General features: G+C 36.3%; 16 protein-coding genes. 6 read left to right on the forward strand and 10 right to left on the reverse strand.

The annotated features are described in order from the left end of the window. Window positions 1–361: 361 nt before the first annotated feature. Window positions 362–1,189 (reverse strand): universal stress protein, encoded by an 828-nt coding sequence (locus ACFOOI_RS19220; RefSeq protein WP_379839707.1) that lies wholly within the window; start codon window positions 1,187–1,189, stop codon window positions 362–364. 160 nt (window positions 1,190–1,349) lie between these two features. Here ACFOOI_RS19220 and ACFOOI_RS19225 point away from each other — a divergent pair, with 160 nt between their 5' ends. Then, the gene (locus ACFOOI_RS19225; protein ID WP_379839709.1) at window positions 1,350–1,778 is read left to right on the forward strand and encodes a hypothetical protein; all 429 of its coding nucleotides are present in this window, start codon (window positions 1,350–1,352) and stop codon (window positions 1,776–1,778) included. 11 nt (window positions 1,779–1,789) lie between these two features. Here the strand turns inward: ACFOOI_RS19225 and ACFOOI_RS19230 are convergent, their stop codons facing one another. Continuing rightward, a complete protein-coding gene (locus ACFOOI_RS19230; RefSeq protein WP_379839710.1) occupies window positions 1,790–2,593 on the reverse strand; it encodes a winged helix-turn-helix domain-containing protein in 804 nt (267 codons plus the stop codon). 144 nt (window positions 2,594–2,737) lie between these two features. Here ACFOOI_RS19230 and ACFOOI_RS19235 point away from each other — a divergent pair, with 144 nt between their 5' ends. The 4 genes from ACFOOI_RS19235 (at window position 2,738) to ACFOOI_RS19250 (ending at window position 4,908) form a co-directional block, all read left to right on the forward strand. Beyond that, complete coding sequence (locus tag ACFOOI_RS19235) at window positions 2,738–3,067, forward strand: two-component regulator propeller domain-containing protein (RefSeq protein WP_379839711.1); 330 nt, start codon at window positions 2,738–2,740, stop codon at window positions 3,065–3,067. Next, the gene (locus ACFOOI_RS19240) at window positions 3,067–3,846 is read left to right on the forward strand and encodes a ligand-binding sensor domain-containing protein (RefSeq protein WP_379839712.1); all 780 of its coding nucleotides are present in this window, start codon (window positions 3,067–3,069) and stop codon (window positions 3,844–3,846) included. The genes ACFOOI_RS19235 and ACFOOI_RS19240 overlap by 1 nt, the downstream gene beginning before the upstream one ends. Window positions 3,847–3,914: 68 nt before the next feature. Continuing rightward, entirely contained in the window at window positions 3,915–4,319 is a 405-nt protein-coding gene (locus tag ACFOOI_RS19245) for a hypothetical protein (RefSeq protein ID WP_379839713.1), read from the forward strand. Between the two features lies 1 nt (window position 4,320). Continuing rightward, window positions 4,321–4,908, forward strand: a complete 588-nt coding sequence (locus tag ACFOOI_RS19250; protein WP_379839714.1) for a YceI family protein — start codon at window positions 4,321–4,323, stop codon at window positions 4,906–4,908. A 46-nt stretch (window positions 4,909–4,954) separates the two neighbouring features. Here ACFOOI_RS19250 and ACFOOI_RS19255 read toward each other — a convergent pair whose 3' ends face one another. The 6 genes from ACFOOI_RS19255 to ACFOOI_RS19280 form a co-directional block, all read right to left on the reverse strand. Continuing rightward, complete coding sequence (locus tag ACFOOI_RS19255; RefSeq protein WP_379839715.1) at window positions 4,955–6,211, reverse strand: PQQ-dependent sugar dehydrogenase; 1,257 nt, start codon at window positions 6,209–6,211, stop codon at window positions 4,955–4,957. A gap of 179 nt (window positions 6,212–6,390) precedes the next feature. Next, window positions 6,391–6,684 carry a LytTR family DNA-binding domain-containing protein gene (locus ACFOOI_RS19260; protein ID WP_379839716.1) on the reverse strand — a complete coding sequence of 98 codons (294 nt, stop codon included), beginning with the start codon at window positions 6,682–6,684 and terminating at the stop codon, window positions 6,391–6,393. A 12-nt stretch (window positions 6,685–6,696) separates the two neighbouring features. Continuing rightward, window positions 6,697–9,075: a DUF4114 domain-containing protein gene (locus ACFOOI_RS19265; protein ID WP_379839717.1), complete on the reverse strand. Its 2,379-nt coding sequence runs from the start codon at window positions 9,073–9,075 to the stop codon at window positions 6,697–6,699. Between the two features lie 507 nt (window positions 9,076–9,582). Continuing rightward, complete coding sequence (locus tag ACFOOI_RS19270; protein WP_379839718.1) at window positions 9,583–12,183, reverse strand: hypothetical protein; 2,601 nt, start codon at window positions 12,181–12,183, stop codon at window positions 9,583–9,585. A gap of 3 nt (window positions 12,184–12,186) precedes the next feature. Continuing rightward, complete coding sequence (locus ACFOOI_RS19275; RefSeq protein WP_379839719.1) at window positions 12,187–13,014, reverse strand: GLPGLI family protein; 828 nt, start codon at window positions 13,012–13,014, stop codon at window positions 12,187–12,189. 425 nt (window positions 13,015–13,439) lie between these two features. After that, on the reverse strand, window positions 13,440–14,042 hold the full coding sequence (locus ACFOOI_RS19280; RefSeq protein ID WP_379839720.1) for a hypothetical protein: 603 nt from the start codon (window positions 14,040–14,042) through the stop codon (window positions 13,440–13,442). Between the two features lie 246 nt (window positions 14,043–14,288). Between ACFOOI_RS19280 and ACFOOI_RS19285 the strand changes: the two genes are divergently transcribed. Continuing rightward, window positions 14,289–14,657, forward strand: a complete 369-nt coding sequence (locus ACFOOI_RS19285; protein WP_379839721.1) for a hypothetical protein — start codon at window positions 14,289–14,291, stop codon at window positions 14,655–14,657. A gap of 414 nt (window positions 14,658–15,071) precedes the next feature. Here the strand turns inward: ACFOOI_RS19285 and ACFOOI_RS19290 are convergent, their stop codons facing one another. Together ACFOOI_RS19290 and ACFOOI_RS19295 are read right to left on the reverse strand one after the other, a co-directional pair. Continuing rightward, window positions 15,072–15,623 carry a hypothetical protein gene (locus ACFOOI_RS19290; protein ID WP_379839722.1) on the reverse strand — a complete coding sequence of 184 codons (552 nt, stop codon included), beginning with the start codon at window positions 15,621–15,623 and terminating at the stop codon, window positions 15,072–15,074. Between the two features lie 1,144 nt (window positions 15,624–16,767). Beyond that, the gene (locus ACFOOI_RS19295) at window positions 16,768–17,418 is read right to left on the reverse strand and encodes a hypothetical protein (protein WP_379839723.1); all 651 of its coding nucleotides are present in this window, start codon (window positions 17,416–17,418) and stop codon (window positions 16,768–16,770) included. Between the last annotated feature and the right edge of the window lie 2 nt (window positions 17,419–17,420).

Below are 17,420 nucleotides of genomic sequence, written 5' to 3' on the forward strand. Positions count from 1 at the left end.
CATTTTTTAACCATTTTGCCCCCTCCCCCCTTTCATTTACTGGGTCGCTTGCCAGCGGGGCCTCCATTTTTCCGGTAGGCCGGACCCTTCAAAAAAAACGGAGCAAAAAAAACTGCACGGCAGCGGCCGACCGTCCTGCAAACTCGCACAATTAAAATTCTTATTATCAAAGTTCTAAAAAAAATATACTTCCCAAAAGAATTTTAACAGTGCTCAAACAGTGCAGGGCGATATAAAGATTTATTTTCTATTTTTTTACCCGTTTGACAGAAGTTTAAAATCAAAAATCAGAGCCTCTAAACTGAAGCTCTGATTCGATTTTTATAGTTCAAGTGTTAACGCGATTCGTTTTAAATGCGGTTTATACATCTTTAAAGTGATAAACCAAGGTTGGGATTTCTGTATTAGAAACTATCTTTTTACTCACACTCGGGTTTAGTAAGCCATCCAATAATCCTCTGTGGTGCGATGCCAAGACTAACAATACATCCTCTTTACTAGCACTAAAATCAATGATTTCTTTTACTGTATGGTGTCCATCTATGTCTATCAGTTCATAGGTTTTATTGCCATATTTTGCTTTAATATCATCCACAAACTGAAAGTCCTGATGTATATCGAGCTCCGTGTCATTTTTTATATGCAAAAGCTGAAGATTGGCTTTTAGGGTATCAGAAAGTGAAAAAACATGGTCTAAAACTTTTGTCTCGTCAAATTCTAACTGGGTTGCATATACAATATTAGAAACATGATGGCTAGTGTATCTTTCGGGTACAACCAACATCGGCAACTTAACACGATTAAGAATACTAGCCGCGGTGCTTCCTAGCAGTTTGTCTAAAAAGCCACTTTGTCCTGTTTTACCTAAAACCACAAAATCGGCTTGATCTGACTCCATGAGGTCGTTTATAGCAGTAGCCACGTCAGAAATCATAACCTTTGCGGTGGCTTTAACTCCTTTTTCTTGTACTTCTCTTGCCTTGGCTTGCATAGTATCGTCAAAGGCGTGGAGGTCAGGCATCTCTACTGTAGAAGTAATGCCGCCTGACATAGAAGGGTCAACATAAACGGGAATATAACAGTGCAACAAAATTATTTCAGCAATATGCCTTGTGGCTAAATTTATAGCAAAGTTTAGTGCGTTGTCTGCTCCGCTAGAAAAATCGATCGGGACTATTATTTTTTTCATGTTATCTAAGTTTTAGTCAAAATTAGAAATTGTTTTTTTTAATTATTATGACCTATATTAACAAAAAATATGACATTGAATAGGTAAGTTAGTTTTCTTATTTAAATATTTTAGTGTCTAATTATCAATTAATTGTGAAGTTTTTGATTGAAAAAAATAAATGAAGTTATCTGATTTCAAGCCAATTGTAGTCGGTTTTATAAACCATACACTCCCCAAAGAGGACTGGACACACCAAGCACATGTTATGGTAGCATTTTGGTTTAATACCCAATATCCTTTTGAAGAGGCATTTGCTAAAATAAAAGCAAAAATAATGGCATACAACGAAGCCATTGGTGGACTAAATACTGATACTGCAGGCTATCACGAAACTATTACGTGGTTTTGGATGAAATATACCAAAAACTATTTGTTAGCAAATATAGATTTAACACTTGACGAGGTTTGCCAAAAGTTTTTAGAATCAGAAAATTCGCTCAAAGAATTGCCTCTTAAATATTATTCTGCTGAGCTTTTGGCTTCTACAAAAGCTCGTAAACAACGAGTTGAGGGAGATATTTTAGTCTTAAATCTAAAAAGTAAATAAACTTCAATTCCTTAAAACTCGATGCCGTAGCCTTTGCCGTGGCTGTTTACGATTTTGATATTTGGGTCGTTTTGAAGTTTTTTTCTGAGTTTAGATACCAACACATCTAAGTTTCGGCTGATGACAAATACACCTTCGTTTTCCCAAATTTCTTTTAACAGAAAATCTCGCTCTACTATTTCGTTTGGCTTTGCTAAAAGTAGCTGCAAAAGCTTCGTTTCGTTTTCGGAAAGCTCGATGGTTTCATTTCCGAATTTTAGGGTTTTGTCTACGGCAATAAATCTAAATTTTCCCAAAGAGAAATAGTCTTTCTCTGTTTCAGTGGGCTTCTTTTTTTTAGAATAATACCAAAGCCCATACACGATAAAAATCAAGAATGGAAATAAGAAAAGTGGCCAATTAACAAAACTTTCTAAAATTTGAATCCTAATATTATAACAATCTTTTGGGTACACTCTGCCAAGGCAAGGAATACCAAAATCGTATTTCTTTTCTACTTTATATCCGTAAATAAGTTCTTCTTTTTTATTGCAACTATACACCGACACCTTGTATTCTTTTCCTTTGGAATATACCGAAAGATGCCTATGAACGATTTCAATCAGCGTGTCGGGGTTTAAGGCGAAATCGCTTTCAAACGATATTTGGTAAGTGTTGTTTCCTAACTCTTGGATGGGCAAAACCCGCGAGGTGGAGTCGCCCGAATGCAATAGCAAAACATGGCCAATGTTTCTAAATATGAGGGTGTCTTCTTTTTCTTTACAAGAGAAAAACACCACAAGTGAGAATAGAATGAAAAGGATTTTTGATTTCATAATTAGCTGCAATTTAAAGTTAAAAAGCCGCTCCATTTCATGGTTTACGTATTATTTACACTATTTTACATTTGATTTACAAGGTCTTGGGCCATTTCATATAGTTTTGGTTCATAATCAAAGCCAAAAGCAATCTTTTATATCATGGAAAAAATCAGTATTCGAGTTTCAGCTATAGCCTACTTATTATTTGTAACGGTGGCCTGCAGCGGACAAAATCCCAAACAAACAGAAAAAGACAGTGTAGCCGCCAAAGCGAAAGTGGTAAACGCTCCTGTAATAGCTCCGAAGTTTTTTAATATTAACCAAAACGATTACATACAGATAAGTGCCTACATCCGTAAAATATATCAAGACAAAAAGGGAAACCTTTGGTTAGGAACTAATGGCGATGGTGTGGCTAGATTTGATGGCAATTCGCTTGAATATTTCTCAAAAAAGAAGGATTTAATGGTGAGGCCGTACGAGGAATAGTGGAAGACCAAGATGGGGCAGTTTGGTTTGGAACAGACTTGGGTGTTACAAAATTTGATGGCGAATCTTTTATAAACTACGGAAACGCCGATGGACTTGAAGACTGCGGCGTTTGGAATATCATGATAGACAAATCAGGCGAGGTTTGGGTCGGGACTATCTCTTCGGTTTTTAAATTTGACGGCAAGAGGTTTACCAAATTTGCTTTACCAGAAACCACAGTCGGAGCCAATGAGTCGCGGTTTTCGACCAACTTAGCGTGGAAGATTTTTGAGGATTCAAAAGGAGTTTTTTGGTTTGGAATGGATGGGGCAGGCTTGTATCGGTTTGATGGCAAAAACATAAAAATATATACAACCAAAGATGGCTTATGTGGCAATAACGTAAACGACATATTGGAGGCCAAAGACGGTAGCCTTTGGTTTGCCACCCGCGACGGCGGCATTAGCAAATACGATGGTAAATCGTTTACAAATTACAATGAAAGCAATGGCCTTACGAGCAACTTTGTGTACACCATGATGCAAGACAAAACGGGCGATATATGGTTTTCGACTCTCGGCAGAGGTGTAGACCGATATGATGGAAAGTCTTTTACGAATTACCAAGAAAAAGAGGGAGTAACGCGGAATCACATTCAGAGCATTTTTGAGGATAACATGGGCCGACTTTGGTTCGGGTTTTCTGGTGGGCTGTTTAGATTTGAAGGCAATAAATTTATTAATATCACCAAGTCTGGTCCGTGGCAGTGGTGTGCTCCCAAAGTTTCTTCTAATTGAAAGTTGTAAATTAATGATTTTCAGTTAGTTGGGTTCAGTTTTTTATTCTAAATAAAATTTAATTTCAAATGAAAAATATATTTGCGATATGCTTAATCTGTGTGTCTGTAGTTTCTATGGCACAAAGTCGATTTTCGGACTGTTCGGTGTTGTTACTGAATGAGCAGGTTTTGGTAGAAAACTATTCGCCAAATGCCACTTGTAACGTATCAAAAGCCGCCAAAGGCTGGCTAACTGCTGGCACTATAACTTTAGGTGAAAACAGCATGAAACCCAATGCCAATGGCAAGTTTGAATTTGGAGTTGCCATTAAAGACATGGAAACCGGAACGCTGCATCTTTTCTCTTTTGAAAAATATAAAAAAGTTAAAATAGAGGAGGTTTTAAGGCAATGTAAAGCCGGAGACTCAATTGTGATTTTGACGACTAATTCGAAATTCGCATTGCCTCACAATGAAATAAAAGTATATTGATATGAGAGTCATTTTTATAATGATTTGGTTGTCATTTTCTTCGGTGTTTGCCCAAGAGAAACACGCCTTAGACCTAAATAGGAGCACTGCGTTTTGGAAAGGAAGGATATTTGGCGGAATGCACGGAAACGAAGGAACCATAAAGTTTAGTGCAGGCGAAATAGCACTAAACAGCAAAGGTGAGCCATACGCCGCTAGTTTTGTGATCGATATGGAAAGCATAAAAAATACCAACCTCAAAGAGCCCAATCAGCAGCTCAATATCGAAATGGACTTAAAGTCCGATAAGTTTTTTGATTCTAAAAGATATCCGAAAGGCTATTTTAAAAGTACACAAATACGAAAAAATGGAGCAGGTGAATATTCGGTGCAGGGCGACTTGACAGTAAAAGGTATTTCTAAACCAATTGTGATAAAGGTTAAGCTAACAAACACCATAGACGGGCTAAACGCAAGTTCAGATTTTACTTTTTATAGATCACACTGGGGAGTAAATCTCAGTACGCCAAATGTGCTGTATACCAACATAGGAGAGGGGCTAATAGCCGAAGAAGTGCCAATGAGTTTTCAGATGGTTTTTGCGAAATAAGAATAGTTAAGAGCGTGTTTCGATACGCTCTTAACTATCAATCTGCTTATTTTTTATACGAAATCTTAAAAAGTGTTTCTCCCAAATCGTCACAAACAAACAGTTCTCCTTTGGGACCTTGTGCCAGTCCGCATGGACGGTGCTGAATAGGGCCTGTAGGTTTTGCTAAATCTACCCCTGCAAAATTATCCGCGAATATCTCCCAAGTGCCTGCTGGTTTTCCGTTTTTGAAAGGCACAAAAGCCACGAAATATCCTTTTTTGAGCTCGGCAGACTGCCCGTGAAAAGCAATAAAAGCACCGTTTTTGTATTTAGCAGGAAACATGGCTCCGGTATAAAATAAAATATCGTTTGGTCCTAAATGAGCCGGAAATGCAAGTAGCGGATTAATGGCTTTTTCGCCACCCGTTTTTTTGCCATTGCCGCCATATTCGGGAGCCATTATTTTCTTTTTCTGAATTTGGTCATAATATATGTACGGCCATCCGGCGTCGTCTCCTTCATGGATTTCGTAGAGGGTTTCGGCAGGTAGCTCGGCACTTTGCTGCGGGGTGTAATATTGCGGATAAAAATCATGAAACTGCCCACGGCCATGCACCGCCGAAAACAAAGAGTTGGTTTGGGTGTTCCAGGTCATAGCCACTGCATTTTTTAGACCTGTGGCGTATCTGCTTCCATCAGCAAATGTCTGGTTTAACTTGGTGGCACTAAACTTCCAAACGCCGCCTGCTGAGTCTAAAACTGAGCAAGGCATTATTCCTTTTCCCGAGTTTGGTTCACGGCAGGGGTCGTTCCAGCTGCCGATAGTTACCAGTAGGTTGCCCGTGTTGTCAAATGTGAAAGGCTTGGCGTTGTCACGGCCGTGGTCTGGCAAACCGCTGACAATCATATCGGGCTTTTCGGTGTTTATTACTTCTTGGTTTTGGTCTAATTTGTATCTAAATATCCCCGAGTTAGAAGCCGTGTACAAGTGTCCGTCTTTTATTTCTATGCCAGTGCCCGGTAGGTTGCCGAATGATTTTTGTTCGTCTATTACGCCGTCGTGATTTTTGTCTTTAAGCATCAATATGGCTTTGCCATCTACCAGTTTTGAGCGGTTTATGTAAATTATTCCGGTTGAACTTACCACCATGTGGCGAGCTTTGCCTAGTTCAGAGCCGAGTACTTCTGCTTTGAAACCACTCGGAAGTTTTAGTTGAGAAGCCACTTCGTTTGGCTTAATAAAAGATTGACTTGCCGATAAGATTACCCCGAAAAACAGGGGAATCAAGAGCCTTGATTTTTTGGTTAAAGAATTTTTCATGTAAGGTTGAATATTGGGTTTTTAAACTAAAGCATGAAGTTAATGGGAATCTGCAAATTTCCTTTACTTTTTTTACCTAAATGGGTGTCTTTTTAAGGATTTGTAATACGCTGAAAACAAAAAAAGTAGAACTGAACTTTAGATGTTCAATTCTACTTCAAATAAAACGCTACTTCGCCTCAAAGGGCTGTCTTGAAAGGATTTCTCCGTCTAGACACATGGGTTTCTACGCCATTTGACATCAATATTCGTGTAACTTTGTCTTTGGTTTTTAGTTTTTTGATGTGTTCGGGGTTTAGTAGGTGCGACCTATTTACCCGAATAAAGCTTTTAAGTTCTTCTTTTTCTTCGTGAATTTTTAGGGTAAAACCCGATATATATTTTTCTCCGTTTCTAAAATAATAGACGGTGTAGTTAGTTTCTGCCTTTAGCATCACGATGTCGTGAGGGTCAGCGTTTATCCATTTTTTCATTTTTGTTTTATTTTAGTTGTTTCCGCAACCTTTAATTTCGGCTTTCAGTACTGCACCTGTAGACGCCTCAAAACCCGGAAGGAGTTCTATGGCATTGGCCGCCGAAAGCTGAATGTTCGCGTTGGTTTTATTTTTATTTGTTACTTCTAATTTTCCACTAGACTCATATTTTTCTTTTGAATATGCCGAGGCCACCACTTGTTGGGTGCTTTGGCAGGCACCTACTTTACTAAATGCCAATTGATTGATTTTTACATTGAAGGGCAGGTAGTTTTGATCAGGACTTATTACCGAGAATGTCACCGCATTTATATCGGTTTTGTTTAGTGCTTGGCTTTGGTTGTTAATAAATTGAGCCAAATCGATGTAGTATTTCTTAACATCGGGTGTTAGCGTCACGAATATCCGTGCTTGGTCATTCCAATTTATAATTCCCTTTCTGCTAATTACTATTTCTACGGTGTTGGTCCCCGAAGCTGTAAACGTAAGGTAGTTGTAGGCACTTAGGTCTTGAGGTTTTAGTCCCAAACGAAGAGGACGGTGAATCGAATAGTAGTTTTTTGTGCTACCTGAGGCTTCGATGGCCCTTTCTATCCAATAGTGGTTGTTTTCTATCGGTAGTTTGTCTTGCGGGAAAGTCACCAAATTAGAATTCATTACATTTTCGGTTTCGTAGTTAGCCACCCATGCACCGTCTGCCAGATAGAGCCCGTCAGACTCAAGCGAGTCGGCATCGTAGATAAATAAACCGGCATCAAAAACCCCAGGGGCATCGAGTGTAAAGGTTTGATTTACTAAGCCGTTTAGCGTAATTTGTTTCAGATATGGCAATGAGGTTTCATTTTCGGCCACTTTATAGGCACCGCCCACATTTAGGGTTTTAACTAATTTGTTTCTATTCAAAATATTAATATTGAATTTGCCCTGATTGTAAGAACCCGACCCAGCCAATATAGCGGGAGGAGCCGTAAACTTGATGTCATTGGTTAAATGATATACGGTGTCTAGTTTGGCTAATATACTTTCGGCCATATAAAACACACTACCCGGGTATTTGCCCCAAAGCTGAAAACTTAGGTAGTCTGAGCCGGTAGCGTACTCTTGTACAATCCAATGTGAGTTATATTCAAAAGTTGAGTCGGCTACAACGCGAGCCGAAAAACTCAAGCCATATTCGATAGATTCATCCGGTTTTTTGAATGTAACCAACGTAGATGGATACTGATTTCTTATAAGTACAGTCTTGGTAGATAATATGGAAGCTCCACCTACTCGGTCGCAGATGTTTTTGGTATGGCTGTAGACTTCATTTATTGTTTTTATGACAAGCCCTACGGCGTTAAGCGTACTGCCATTAAAATAATCGTAAGAGAGCAGCTGGCTCGCGTTTGTGATGCCTACCAAGTCAGTAGGCGTAGACACATAAGCAGTAGATGAGTCGGGGCCGATATTTGGCAAAAAGTCTGCTAAACCTGTGCTAACGGTGTTTATGCTCGTTTGGGCACTGGCTTTTATCATCGATTTTGGACTGTTTCTGTCTGCTTTATTGTTTTTTAGTTCTTTGTTTACGTTTCGTTTAGTTATAGCCGTGGCCAATGAGCCGTCGCTTTCTAGTCCGCCGTCGTTTCCTGACGATACCTCACCTACCACATTGGCGGTTTCAAGAAAAGTGGCCGCTTGTAGGGCAGTATTTGGAGATGCTGTGATATAAAATAAGGCATCGTTAAAGTCATTGTCGCAGTTGCTGTAATCTCTTCTGATATCTTCAAAACCCATCACCAATCTGTCTGTTTGTGAATCATAGAGAATTACGTTGTGGTACCTTAGGTTTGGATTTGCTTCCGGGTTTAGGTTTGGGTGAGAATACAGTTTCCAAAGTCCGTTGGTAACTGTACTGCCGTTATAACCATTGGCCAAAAGCACCCAGCCGATACCCGTGTTGGCCGGGAAAGTGCCCAGTTTTACCTTGTCGCCGGCAATAAGACCACCGCCACTGCCACTTGCCGAAACATTGGGGAAAACAATAGTGATTTGACTATTAGTTGGTGCTACAGTAGGTGGGTTGCTTGGGTCAAACGTATAAAATCCCAAAACGTTTTTATAACCAGCTCCTTCCGAGACGAAAGTAACCCAGACGTCAGCCTCTTCATAAACTACTATACTTGATTTTGAATCAGTAACAATATACTCAGGATTGTAACTTGGTACTGGGTATCCCTCTGGAAATGATGCCTTTACCCGTTGCAAAAACGTGGACGTAACTACGTCTCTACCTGCCATGTTAGTGGGTACACCCAAGCTATTAAAAGGGCTGAGGTAATTGTAGGCTTGTGAAAAGGCTATATTGTTAATTAGACCAAAAATAGAAGCTAAAAGTAAACGTTTAAGCATGGCTTAGAATTATTGAAAGTGATTAAAGTATTCCCAGTTTTTTTTGGTGGGATTTTGTTTATTACCAATCAATTATGCGGCCAGTTAAGACCTGATAATTGGAAAGTTATTAAGCGGATATAAAATCCACGAAAACTTATATTTCGAGGTTTAAATTGTGACTGAGGAAGATAAAAAAAGCCGAATTTTCTGTTTTTTTCTGTGTTTTAAGTGCTGTAATATTTAGTGCCAAAAATAGTGCGAGGATATTATATTTTTCGTGATTTCGTTTTATCTAAAAGTTAAATTTTGGTTTGGTGTTTTACTTCATTTATTCCTCTTGATTGTGAAGTTATTTAGCCGGGATTTTAAAGGGGGTAAGTTTCATTGTTTTTAAGCCAAAGTAATAAATACTGCATCCATTCGAATATTGATTTTAGTTTAATAGAATTAGTGAATGAATAGCATCGAGGATTTTATTTATTTTAGGTTAGAAATTCCCTGCCGGAATATGCTTAAGAATAAATTTTAATAAGAAAACTTGACCCTAAAAAGTACTTGCCTAGGCCTTAATGCGTAGGCAGATTCCACGTAAGAAAGCGAATTGTTTTGGTATGAAATATTTAAGACCGTATTAAAAATATTTGAGAAAGTAGCATCTAAATCTACTTTGTGTTTTGTAATGGTTTTTCTGAGTAAAACATCCAAAAAGTAATTTCGTGAAGCCGCTGTTTGGTTTACATAATATTCGTTTTGAATTCCGACATATACGTCTTTGGGCAGGCTAATATTTAGTTTCAAGTTTTGACTGATTTGGTACACAGGCTCATTGGCTGTTTCTGCTATGAAATTTCTAAAAACACTCGAATTTAGGCCATACACCAAGCCTAGATTTTTGGAAAAAGTAGAATTAATATCCATTCTAGTAGTAGCAGACTTAAGTTTTACTTCATTTTCTGCATCATTTATTAATTGAATGCTATTTAGTTGATTTATAGATTCCTGTACGCTTAGGTTGGTTTTTAGGCTTCTGAAAAACTTGCTGATTCTAAAATTCAAAAACTTGGAAGAACTTTGATTTGGATTCAAAATCGCACTTTTAGTTAACACTCCGTTAGGGCTAATTTTGTTTACAAACTGGAGGTTGTTTGTGACATATGTTTGATTAAAGGCCAGGTAGCCAAATAAGTCTTTTAGCGTATTGTTATAGCTGAGCTTTAGTAGATTACCGAGGGAAGTATTTTGCGAAATTGGAGCGTCTATTTTCTGAATATTTCGATAAGTCTGCATTATGTTTCCAAAATACAGCGGAGTGCTTTCTCCAATACGAACGTTTCGATATACCGACGACCTCAGCTCCCAATTGGTGTTTAGGCTATATAGAAAATCAATTCTGGGCTCAAAACTTGGCTTGTTTACGGTTTCTGATTTGTTTAAATCTCCATCAAATGCCTTTATGAAGTTATATTGAACTGGTAGCTGAAAAGTTAGTTTTACGGCTTTTACATTAATTTGACTTCTGACTTTAATATAAGGAATGTGTTTTTGCCAAATTAGCTTATTCTGAAAGCCCGGTAAATTCGAAGTTGCTTCCTCAAAAATCAGGTTCGAATTCAGTGTTTCGTGGCTATAGTTGTATCCAATTTGTGTCTCTAGCGTCTGTTTTTCATTTAACTTAAAATTGCCGCTAAAGGCATTTCGGGCGTACCAAGAGTTATTTTGTACGTACTGACTGGCACCGGTTGATGTTTTGTTTAAGACATAAAGGCTCGGATTTACCGCCAAACTTTGGTCTGAATTTTCTTTCCCAATGGTGGATTGTAAAGCGTACAGTTTTTTATTGATTTTTAGGAATTTATAAAAATGATTTTTAAAGGTCAAAGTCGGAATATTGACCTTCTGTAAAATATTTATGCCTGATTTTATGATATTTCCCGAAGCTTGGTTTTCTGCATATTTCATTTCAAAAACATTGCTAAAATAGTCTGTATTTGTGTTTTTCTTTAGGCTCAAGTTTAGCTTAGCGTATTGGCTCTCGGTGGCATTGATAATCTGTTCACCTAAGGTAATTAAGCTATCTCTCGATGTAAAAAAACGCGTATTGGTGTAGCCTACCTGTTTCAAATTTTCTTTTAGGATTTCAAAATTCAGCTTTAGTTCTACCTCTTTTTTTACATGCTTTAGCACATTGATAGAGCTAAGTTTAGAAGTATTGTCAATGAAACGATTTTCTGAAAAAGGTGGACTGTTGATTTGTTGAATCCTAAGCCATTCGGTAGGGGAGTTTTCTTCCGAATCGGTTAAAGATTTAATCTGTTTTTCGAGTAAAATACCTACGTTATTAGCTTGTACAGTGGTAATTGCCTGTAATCCTTTACTAAAAACCATGGGCGTGTAATTGACAAAATGCAAGAGTGGGTCGTAGCCGATTCCGAGGTTTGCTATTCCTGTTTTCGCTACTTTTGCCTTCAATCTAATATTTATAGCCGCCTTGTCAGAAACAGATAATGAATCTAGGATACGTATAGGTTGATGGTTTTCTAAAACTTCCACACTTCTTACAGCCTCTATGTTGAGGTTGTCGTTTGCCATATTATATTTTCCACCGAGGAGGTCCAAGCCTTCTATGTAGTATTTATTAATGGCCTCCCCTTGGTACAAAATCCGGCCCGAGTTCTCTATTTCTATACCCGGCAATTTCCGCAACACATCCGCAAGTACTCTATCGTTTTTGTTTTTAAATGCGTCTACATTATAGCTTAGGGTATCCCCCAACTTGGTTATGGGCTCTCGTGCCACCGAAACTTCTTTTAATACCGTGATTTTTGGCTCAAGTGTAAGGTTTATCTCTTGATTTTGATTTTTAATTGTTAATATTTTTGACTCGTAAGACATTATCCGAACACTCAATATTATGGAGTCTTCCTTAGAGTTGTATTTTATAGCGTAGTCGCCTTTGGCGTCTGTAAATGTAAAGGCAATTATTGACTTGGTGCTAGGATTAGAAACCGTAATGTTTACGTTTTGTATGCCTGAGGAGCCATCGCTTATGTGACCATTTATTATCTGCTGACCAAATAGTTGGCTTTGGAATACAAATAAAGTACCTAATAACAGTATTAACCTCACCGCTTATTCTTTGATAAAATCTGTTTCTAATCGATTAAATATCCTAGCTTTTTTTGAGTTTGGGTCGCTTATTTTTACACCATTAAAAGTGCCGTCGCCATATTTAGCAATAATGACATCCTTAGGGTTTTCAGTCCTGTATTTGTTTTCTTTCCAATACGCTTCATGCGTAATTGGTATTATCTTTTTTGCGTTTTTAAATAAATCTTGGGTTATATCTGAATTAACTTCTTTGATACTAAAAACTTTGAAGTCAAAAATATTTTGGGTGTCATATACTCGCAAAATTAAACCAGGCAAGCCATGGAATTTCCAAGGGCCATCTGATATAGGGAGTTCGGGAGCGTACCAAGCCACATAATCGCGGCCCATGTAACTAACGGTAGCTTTTTGACAGGCATAACCAAGTAGGCTGTCGAGCCCTTCAGAGGGTGTCCAATTGAGATTTATGTCTTGTTTATAATTGTAATAGTTATTGTCAGCAATACCCGAGCCTTTACAGGTCACATCTAGTTTTTTTGACGAATAATCTTTTTTTATTAACTCTCTAAATTCGTCATAATAAGCCCCAGTTAATTTTATTTCTTTGGGAGGATTAGCCAAATGTGCATTATAAATGGAGTCACTAATAATTAGATTCTTTAGAGCATAGTTGGAGCCGGAGTTTGGCTTGATAATAAGTACTGCTTTTCTAGCGGTCGGTTTAGTATCTGCTATGCCTCTATGGTAGGTAATGCTGTAAATAACTTCTATATATTCTTTTTGAGCAGACGCTGTTTTAAAAATTAATACGAAGAGCAAAATGCATAAAAGTGCTGGTAGTTTTTTCATGGTAAAAAAAAGTTAGTGCTTTGTTTTGAAAGATAAGCGAAAAGCTCTCCGTTAAGACTTAAGCTTTGTGTGTTAATGAAATTAGTTTTAATGGCTGTTAAAAAATGGAACTATAGTTCTAAGTTATTTGCAGGATTTGAAATTGGCAAATCTTTTATTCAAAAAAAATCTATTCAGAGAAGAATTGGCTATTAGAAGGAATTTCGAAGCCGAAGTAAAAAAGGGAGTATTTCTAAGTCTTTTTAACGTTTTTAGTCCAGTTTTTGAGCCCAAAAATATTTCATTCAAGTGTATTCTTTCAATCAAAATCTTATCAAATAAATAAGGCTTAAAACCGATTCAAAAAAAAAGCTTCGACATGCCCTTGGGGTACAAATCGAAGCGTTGATATTTAGATAGAAAGAGAGTTGGGGAAATGGTAAGTGTTAGTTTCCTCCAATTCTATAGTTCAATGTGATATTAAAGGGTGTTCTGATGGCTCTAAACTTTTTGAAAAAGCCTACGATGTCGTCCAGTGCTTCGTCGCCAGTTACGGGGCCACCACTTGCCAGGCGAGTGCGGTCCATAACCCAGTACCCAAGGCCAAGTTCGGGCTGAATAGCAAATTGGGAATCTCCGATCATGTATTTATACCCTATCAATACACTTGCCCCAATTCGGGTGTTGATGCTAGGGTCTTCAAATTTTACTTTTTGACGCATAATATCTATCGTAGGCGACACATGAAAGCCGTCGATGGTGGTTTTAGGGTTCGTGTAAAAATTGGCTCTAAAAGTTCCTACGTATCCAAAACGGGGAATAGGGGTGGGGTCTTGCATGTTTCCTTCAGAGTCTGTGGTGCTAACTTCTGCCCATGGGCCGAGCAAAAAACGGGTACCAAGTTCGAAACTGAGCTTGTCATAGCCCATTTCGAAGTTTACGGCTACTTTTTTTGATAAAAGGTCATCAACATTAATTCGGGTGTCGAGCTGTGCGAAGGCCAAATTTGAAGATAGTGTGAGTGCAAATAGTAAAAGTTTTATTTTCATAAATGAAGAAAGGGTTTGGTGTATGTGTTTAATTAAAGGGGGCAAAACTAGCAAAAAAGTTGAGTTTTTTATTTAATGGTATTTAAAAAAAATGTGTCTATTTTTTTGTCTTCAAAAAAGTTATTTTCGGCTATTAAAAATGGTATAAAAATTGAGATAGTAATACATAATAAAGGCAAATCCCTCAACTAGCTGCCTGCACTAAATCTGTATTTTTTTCAAATTTAATTCTTTATAAAAATTCTCATGGCAGCAATTAAAAATTTAGACGGTTATTCAAACCAAGAACTGACAGCACTCCTTAATCAAGGAGGCAGATTTGTGGTTTACAAGTATTGTGTTTCTATCGTGGTGATGACCTTTAGAAGAGGGTCCGACATCTACTTTATTCCCCCTCACGAAAACGCAATCTTAAAGGGACTTCCTTATACTTTGTTGAGTCTGGTATTGGGCTGGTGGGGCATTCCGTGGGGGCCTATTTATACCGTTGGGTCGATTTATTCCAACCTGACTGGTGGCAAAGACATAACAGACGAAGTCATAAACGCCATCAACGCAGGCCAAGGCATAGACGCCATAGAGGCCGAATTAGAAAGTCAGCTAGAAAAAGGTTAAATATAGATGGAGTTTAGCAAAGTAAATAGCGAAGGTTTAGTTAAATCAGAGTTTCCTTTTGTGGGGAACTCTTTTTTTTTAAGAATGCTTTTGGCTGTTCTATATCATAGTCTGATGGACAATGGCGAAGCAAGATAAAAAGGATTTTTAATCCGTTATATTGAAGGATTTAGGAGTTCTAATTTGGGTAATTTTAAATTTGCTTTTGCTCTGTTTGTATGTTTTATTGGTTTTGTTGACTTTAGCTATTTTCGGGGGAAGATATCAAAACTTCTGAATTCATATCAGTCTTAAAGTGTTTAAACCAGATACTTAGTTTCCTTTATTCTTAAATTTTCCGGCTTTATACTTAGCTTAGTTCGTTTATCTACACTCGGCTTTCTTATCGGTCTGAAGTCCTAATGATAGCACTATTTAGTCTGAGGGATAAGTAGTTCGGGTTAAATTTAAATTTTCTCTCACACTGTTTAAATTTTGAGAGTTGAATTTGTTTTCAAAATCAACAGATTTTTCAATTAAGTTCTCAATTATTGTAAAATTTAGTTTTACACATTTCATAGTGAATAATGAAAACAACCATTTATCTTTCAAGACAAATCTTAATGTTTTCTCATTTTTAATAAAAATATACATATTCAACAATTTTGAAGTCTCAATTGAGAGTTCTATTTTATTTATGGAATCCCAGCTAAATTGATTTTTTGTTTGATTATGTTTTATAAATTCTAAGCCTTTATTAGTTACTTTAATAAATGTTGAAGGAATAAAAATTAAAAAGCTTTTAGTCAGAACTATTGAAAAAAATAATACTGCGGTAAATAATAAAGAAATATTAAGAATACCTGAAATTTCGTTTTTTGGGTTAATTTTTAGAAAAATAAAATAAGAGGCAAGACAAAATATTAAACCTATAATATTATGAACTAAGAAAGTAATATAAGACCTTAAAAAGTAAGTTTTAATCATAATTATTATTTTTAAACTCGATGTTAATCTCCTATTGTCCCCTAAATCTATTTTCTTTTTTTTTATATTGTAATAACATTATCTAGGTCAATCTATCCTTTTGATAAAAATTTACCAAGCATCCCGCTCTGCTTAGTCCAATGACTAAGTACTGCGACATTCGGTCTTCAGACCGTAACAAGGAAGGCATTTCCAGTCAAGTAGCCAATGTTGCCGTTCTTGTCTTAGCCTTGTGTGTCATTATGCATAGTTGTGCTTATGCCTTCGGCTATTGGGCCTATGTATATGCCTTCCATTAGGCGGTTATGACAATATGTTAAACGGTTTTTCAAGTGTTTTTTTATCTTTTGTTTTAATTTACTCTCTGTTTACTCTGGGTACAACCCGCTTTACTCACCTTCTGGGCTATAAACTACGTAAGTTAGGTTTTATTTAAAAAAGTGCATTTCAAAAACTTGTGAAATTATTCCTATTGTTATCAAAATTAAGGCCCTTTTTGTCAATTTATTTTTCTTTTGAATGGATTCAGAATTCCCTTTAAATATTTCAAAGATTGTGATACTAAAAATAGCTCTGGATATATTTTCAAAATGGTTAAGTTTCATTTTAAAATATTTGAAATATGTTATTATAAGGGGAACAAAAAAGATAAATTGAATTATTTTAAAAATCACTTTAGCGTAACTATTTTCCATTTATAATATTTGTTCGTTTTAAAATTAATGACGGTCTCTTGAATACTCTATTGTTGTCTTTTGAACTATAATTATTAATTTTCAACTTTCTCAGGATTGGAACTGAAAATGTTTCATAAATATTAACCCGCTTTCGAAGTTTCCTTCTTCGTACGTGTGAACTCCGGCTTTAGGCGGAATAATTATAATCCTTATTTCAATAATAATGCCTTTTTTCTTTGATGTGAATTATAAAATCCGAAACTATAATTACACCCATAATGCTCTCTCCCCAATCTTTAAATAGCGAATCCTTGTCGTTAAAAAATGTATTTAACTTTTAGGAGGCCGCATGTTGATTTATCAAATGGATTGGTTTAAATCCTGACTTGATTGCTTTATGAGGGTGAAACACGCCTTACACATCTTCGAAGGCAATAGTCTTCGAAGTCCTGGTTTTGAATTAGTAATTACTTACATCTTTCTTTTTCAACATTAAACACTTTAAAAAAATATAATGAAGTATAATTATATTGATAACAAGAACTATCTGAATACTTTGAATTTTCGAAATTGCAATTAACGTAGGTTTTCAATTTTTTTTCAGATAATTTATATTTTTCAATACAGTTTAATTGAAAATTTAATGAATCTAAAATCAAGTCAGGGTCAATTGCAAAATCGACTAAATTGTCATTTTTACTTAAAAATTTTTTTTGAATATTTTCTTTCATGGAATAGACTTCATATACGTCTAAGGAATATTTATTATTTTCTTCAAAATCCTTAAAAAATATTAGTTTGTGTATATAATCACCTTTGAAAATTTCAATTTCTTTCACATCTGTGGCTTCTCTATACTCAATGGTTCTTTTCCAAAGTCCATTTTCATAGTAAAATTGTTTGGTCCGAGATTCAAATAATGAAAGGTGACATTTTAAAAGAATGGTATTTTTTGAAGAATGAAAAACTTCGAAAAAAGGAAAATTAAAAAATGGGTGTCTTATTTCGTCAATACCTTTAAAATTAATGAAATCAAAATTTTTATAATATTTTGAATCATTATTTAATTTGCAAGAATTAATTGTGATAAATATCAATAATATACTAATTCTCTTCATAA

The sequence above is a fragment of the Lacihabitans lacunae genome (genome assembly GCF_042649125.1).
Lineage (GTDB): Bacteria > Bacteroidota > Bacteroidia > Cytophagales > Spirosomataceae > Leadbetterella > Leadbetterella lacunae.

Excerpts from the sequence above, each read along its gene's own strand:
- ACFOOI_RS19220 (WP_379839707.1), bottom strand. The coding sequence starts at position 1,189 with ATGAAAAAAATAATAGTCCCGATCGATTTTTCTAGCGGAGCAGACAAC.
- ACFOOI_RS19225 (WP_379839709.1), top strand. The coding sequence starts at position 1,350 with ATGAAGTTATCTGATTTCAAGCCAATTGTAGTCGGTTTTATAAACCAT.
- ACFOOI_RS19230 (WP_379839710.1), bottom strand. The coding sequence starts at position 2,593 with ATGAAATCAAAAATCCTTTTCATTCTATTCTCACTTGTGGTGTTTTTC.
- ACFOOI_RS19235 (WP_379839711.1), top strand. The coding sequence starts at position 2,738 with ATGGAAAAAATCAGTATTCGAGTTTCAGCTATAGCCTACTTATTATTT.
- ACFOOI_RS19245 (WP_379839713.1), top strand. The coding sequence starts at position 3,915 with ATGAAAAATATATTTGCGATATGCTTAATCTGTGTGTCTGTAGTTTCT.
- ACFOOI_RS19250 (WP_379839714.1), top strand. The coding sequence starts at position 4,321 with ATGAGAGTCATTTTTATAATGATTTGGTTGTCATTTTCTTCGGTGTTT.
- ACFOOI_RS19255 (WP_379839715.1), bottom strand. The coding sequence starts at position 6,211 with ATGAAAAATTCTTTAACCAAAAAATCAAGGCTCTTGATTCCCCTGTTT.
- ACFOOI_RS19260 (WP_379839716.1), bottom strand. The coding sequence starts at position 6,684 with ATGAAAAAATGGATAAACGCTGACCCTCACGACATCGTGATGCTAAAG.
- ACFOOI_RS19265 (WP_379839717.1), bottom strand. The coding sequence starts at position 9,075 with ATGCTTAAACGTTTACTTTTAGCTTCTATTTTTGGTCTAATTAACAAT.
- ACFOOI_RS19275 (WP_379839719.1), bottom strand. The coding sequence starts at position 13,014 with ATGAAAAAACTACCAGCACTTTTATGCATTTTGCTCTTCGTATTAATT.
- ACFOOI_RS19280 (WP_379839720.1), bottom strand. The coding sequence starts at position 14,042 with ATGAAAATAAAACTTTTACTATTTGCACTCACACTATCTTCAAATTTG.
- ACFOOI_RS19285 (WP_379839721.1), top strand. The coding sequence starts at position 14,289 with ATGGCAGCAATTAAAAATTTAGACGGTTATTCAAACCAAGAACTGACA.
- ACFOOI_RS19290 (WP_379839722.1), bottom strand. The coding sequence starts at position 15,623 with ATGATTAAAACTTACTTTTTAAGGTCTTATATTACTTTCTTAGTTCAT.
- ACFOOI_RS19295 (WP_379839723.1), bottom strand. The coding sequence starts at position 17,418 with ATGAAGAGAATTAGTATATTATTGATATTTATCACAATTAATTCTTGC.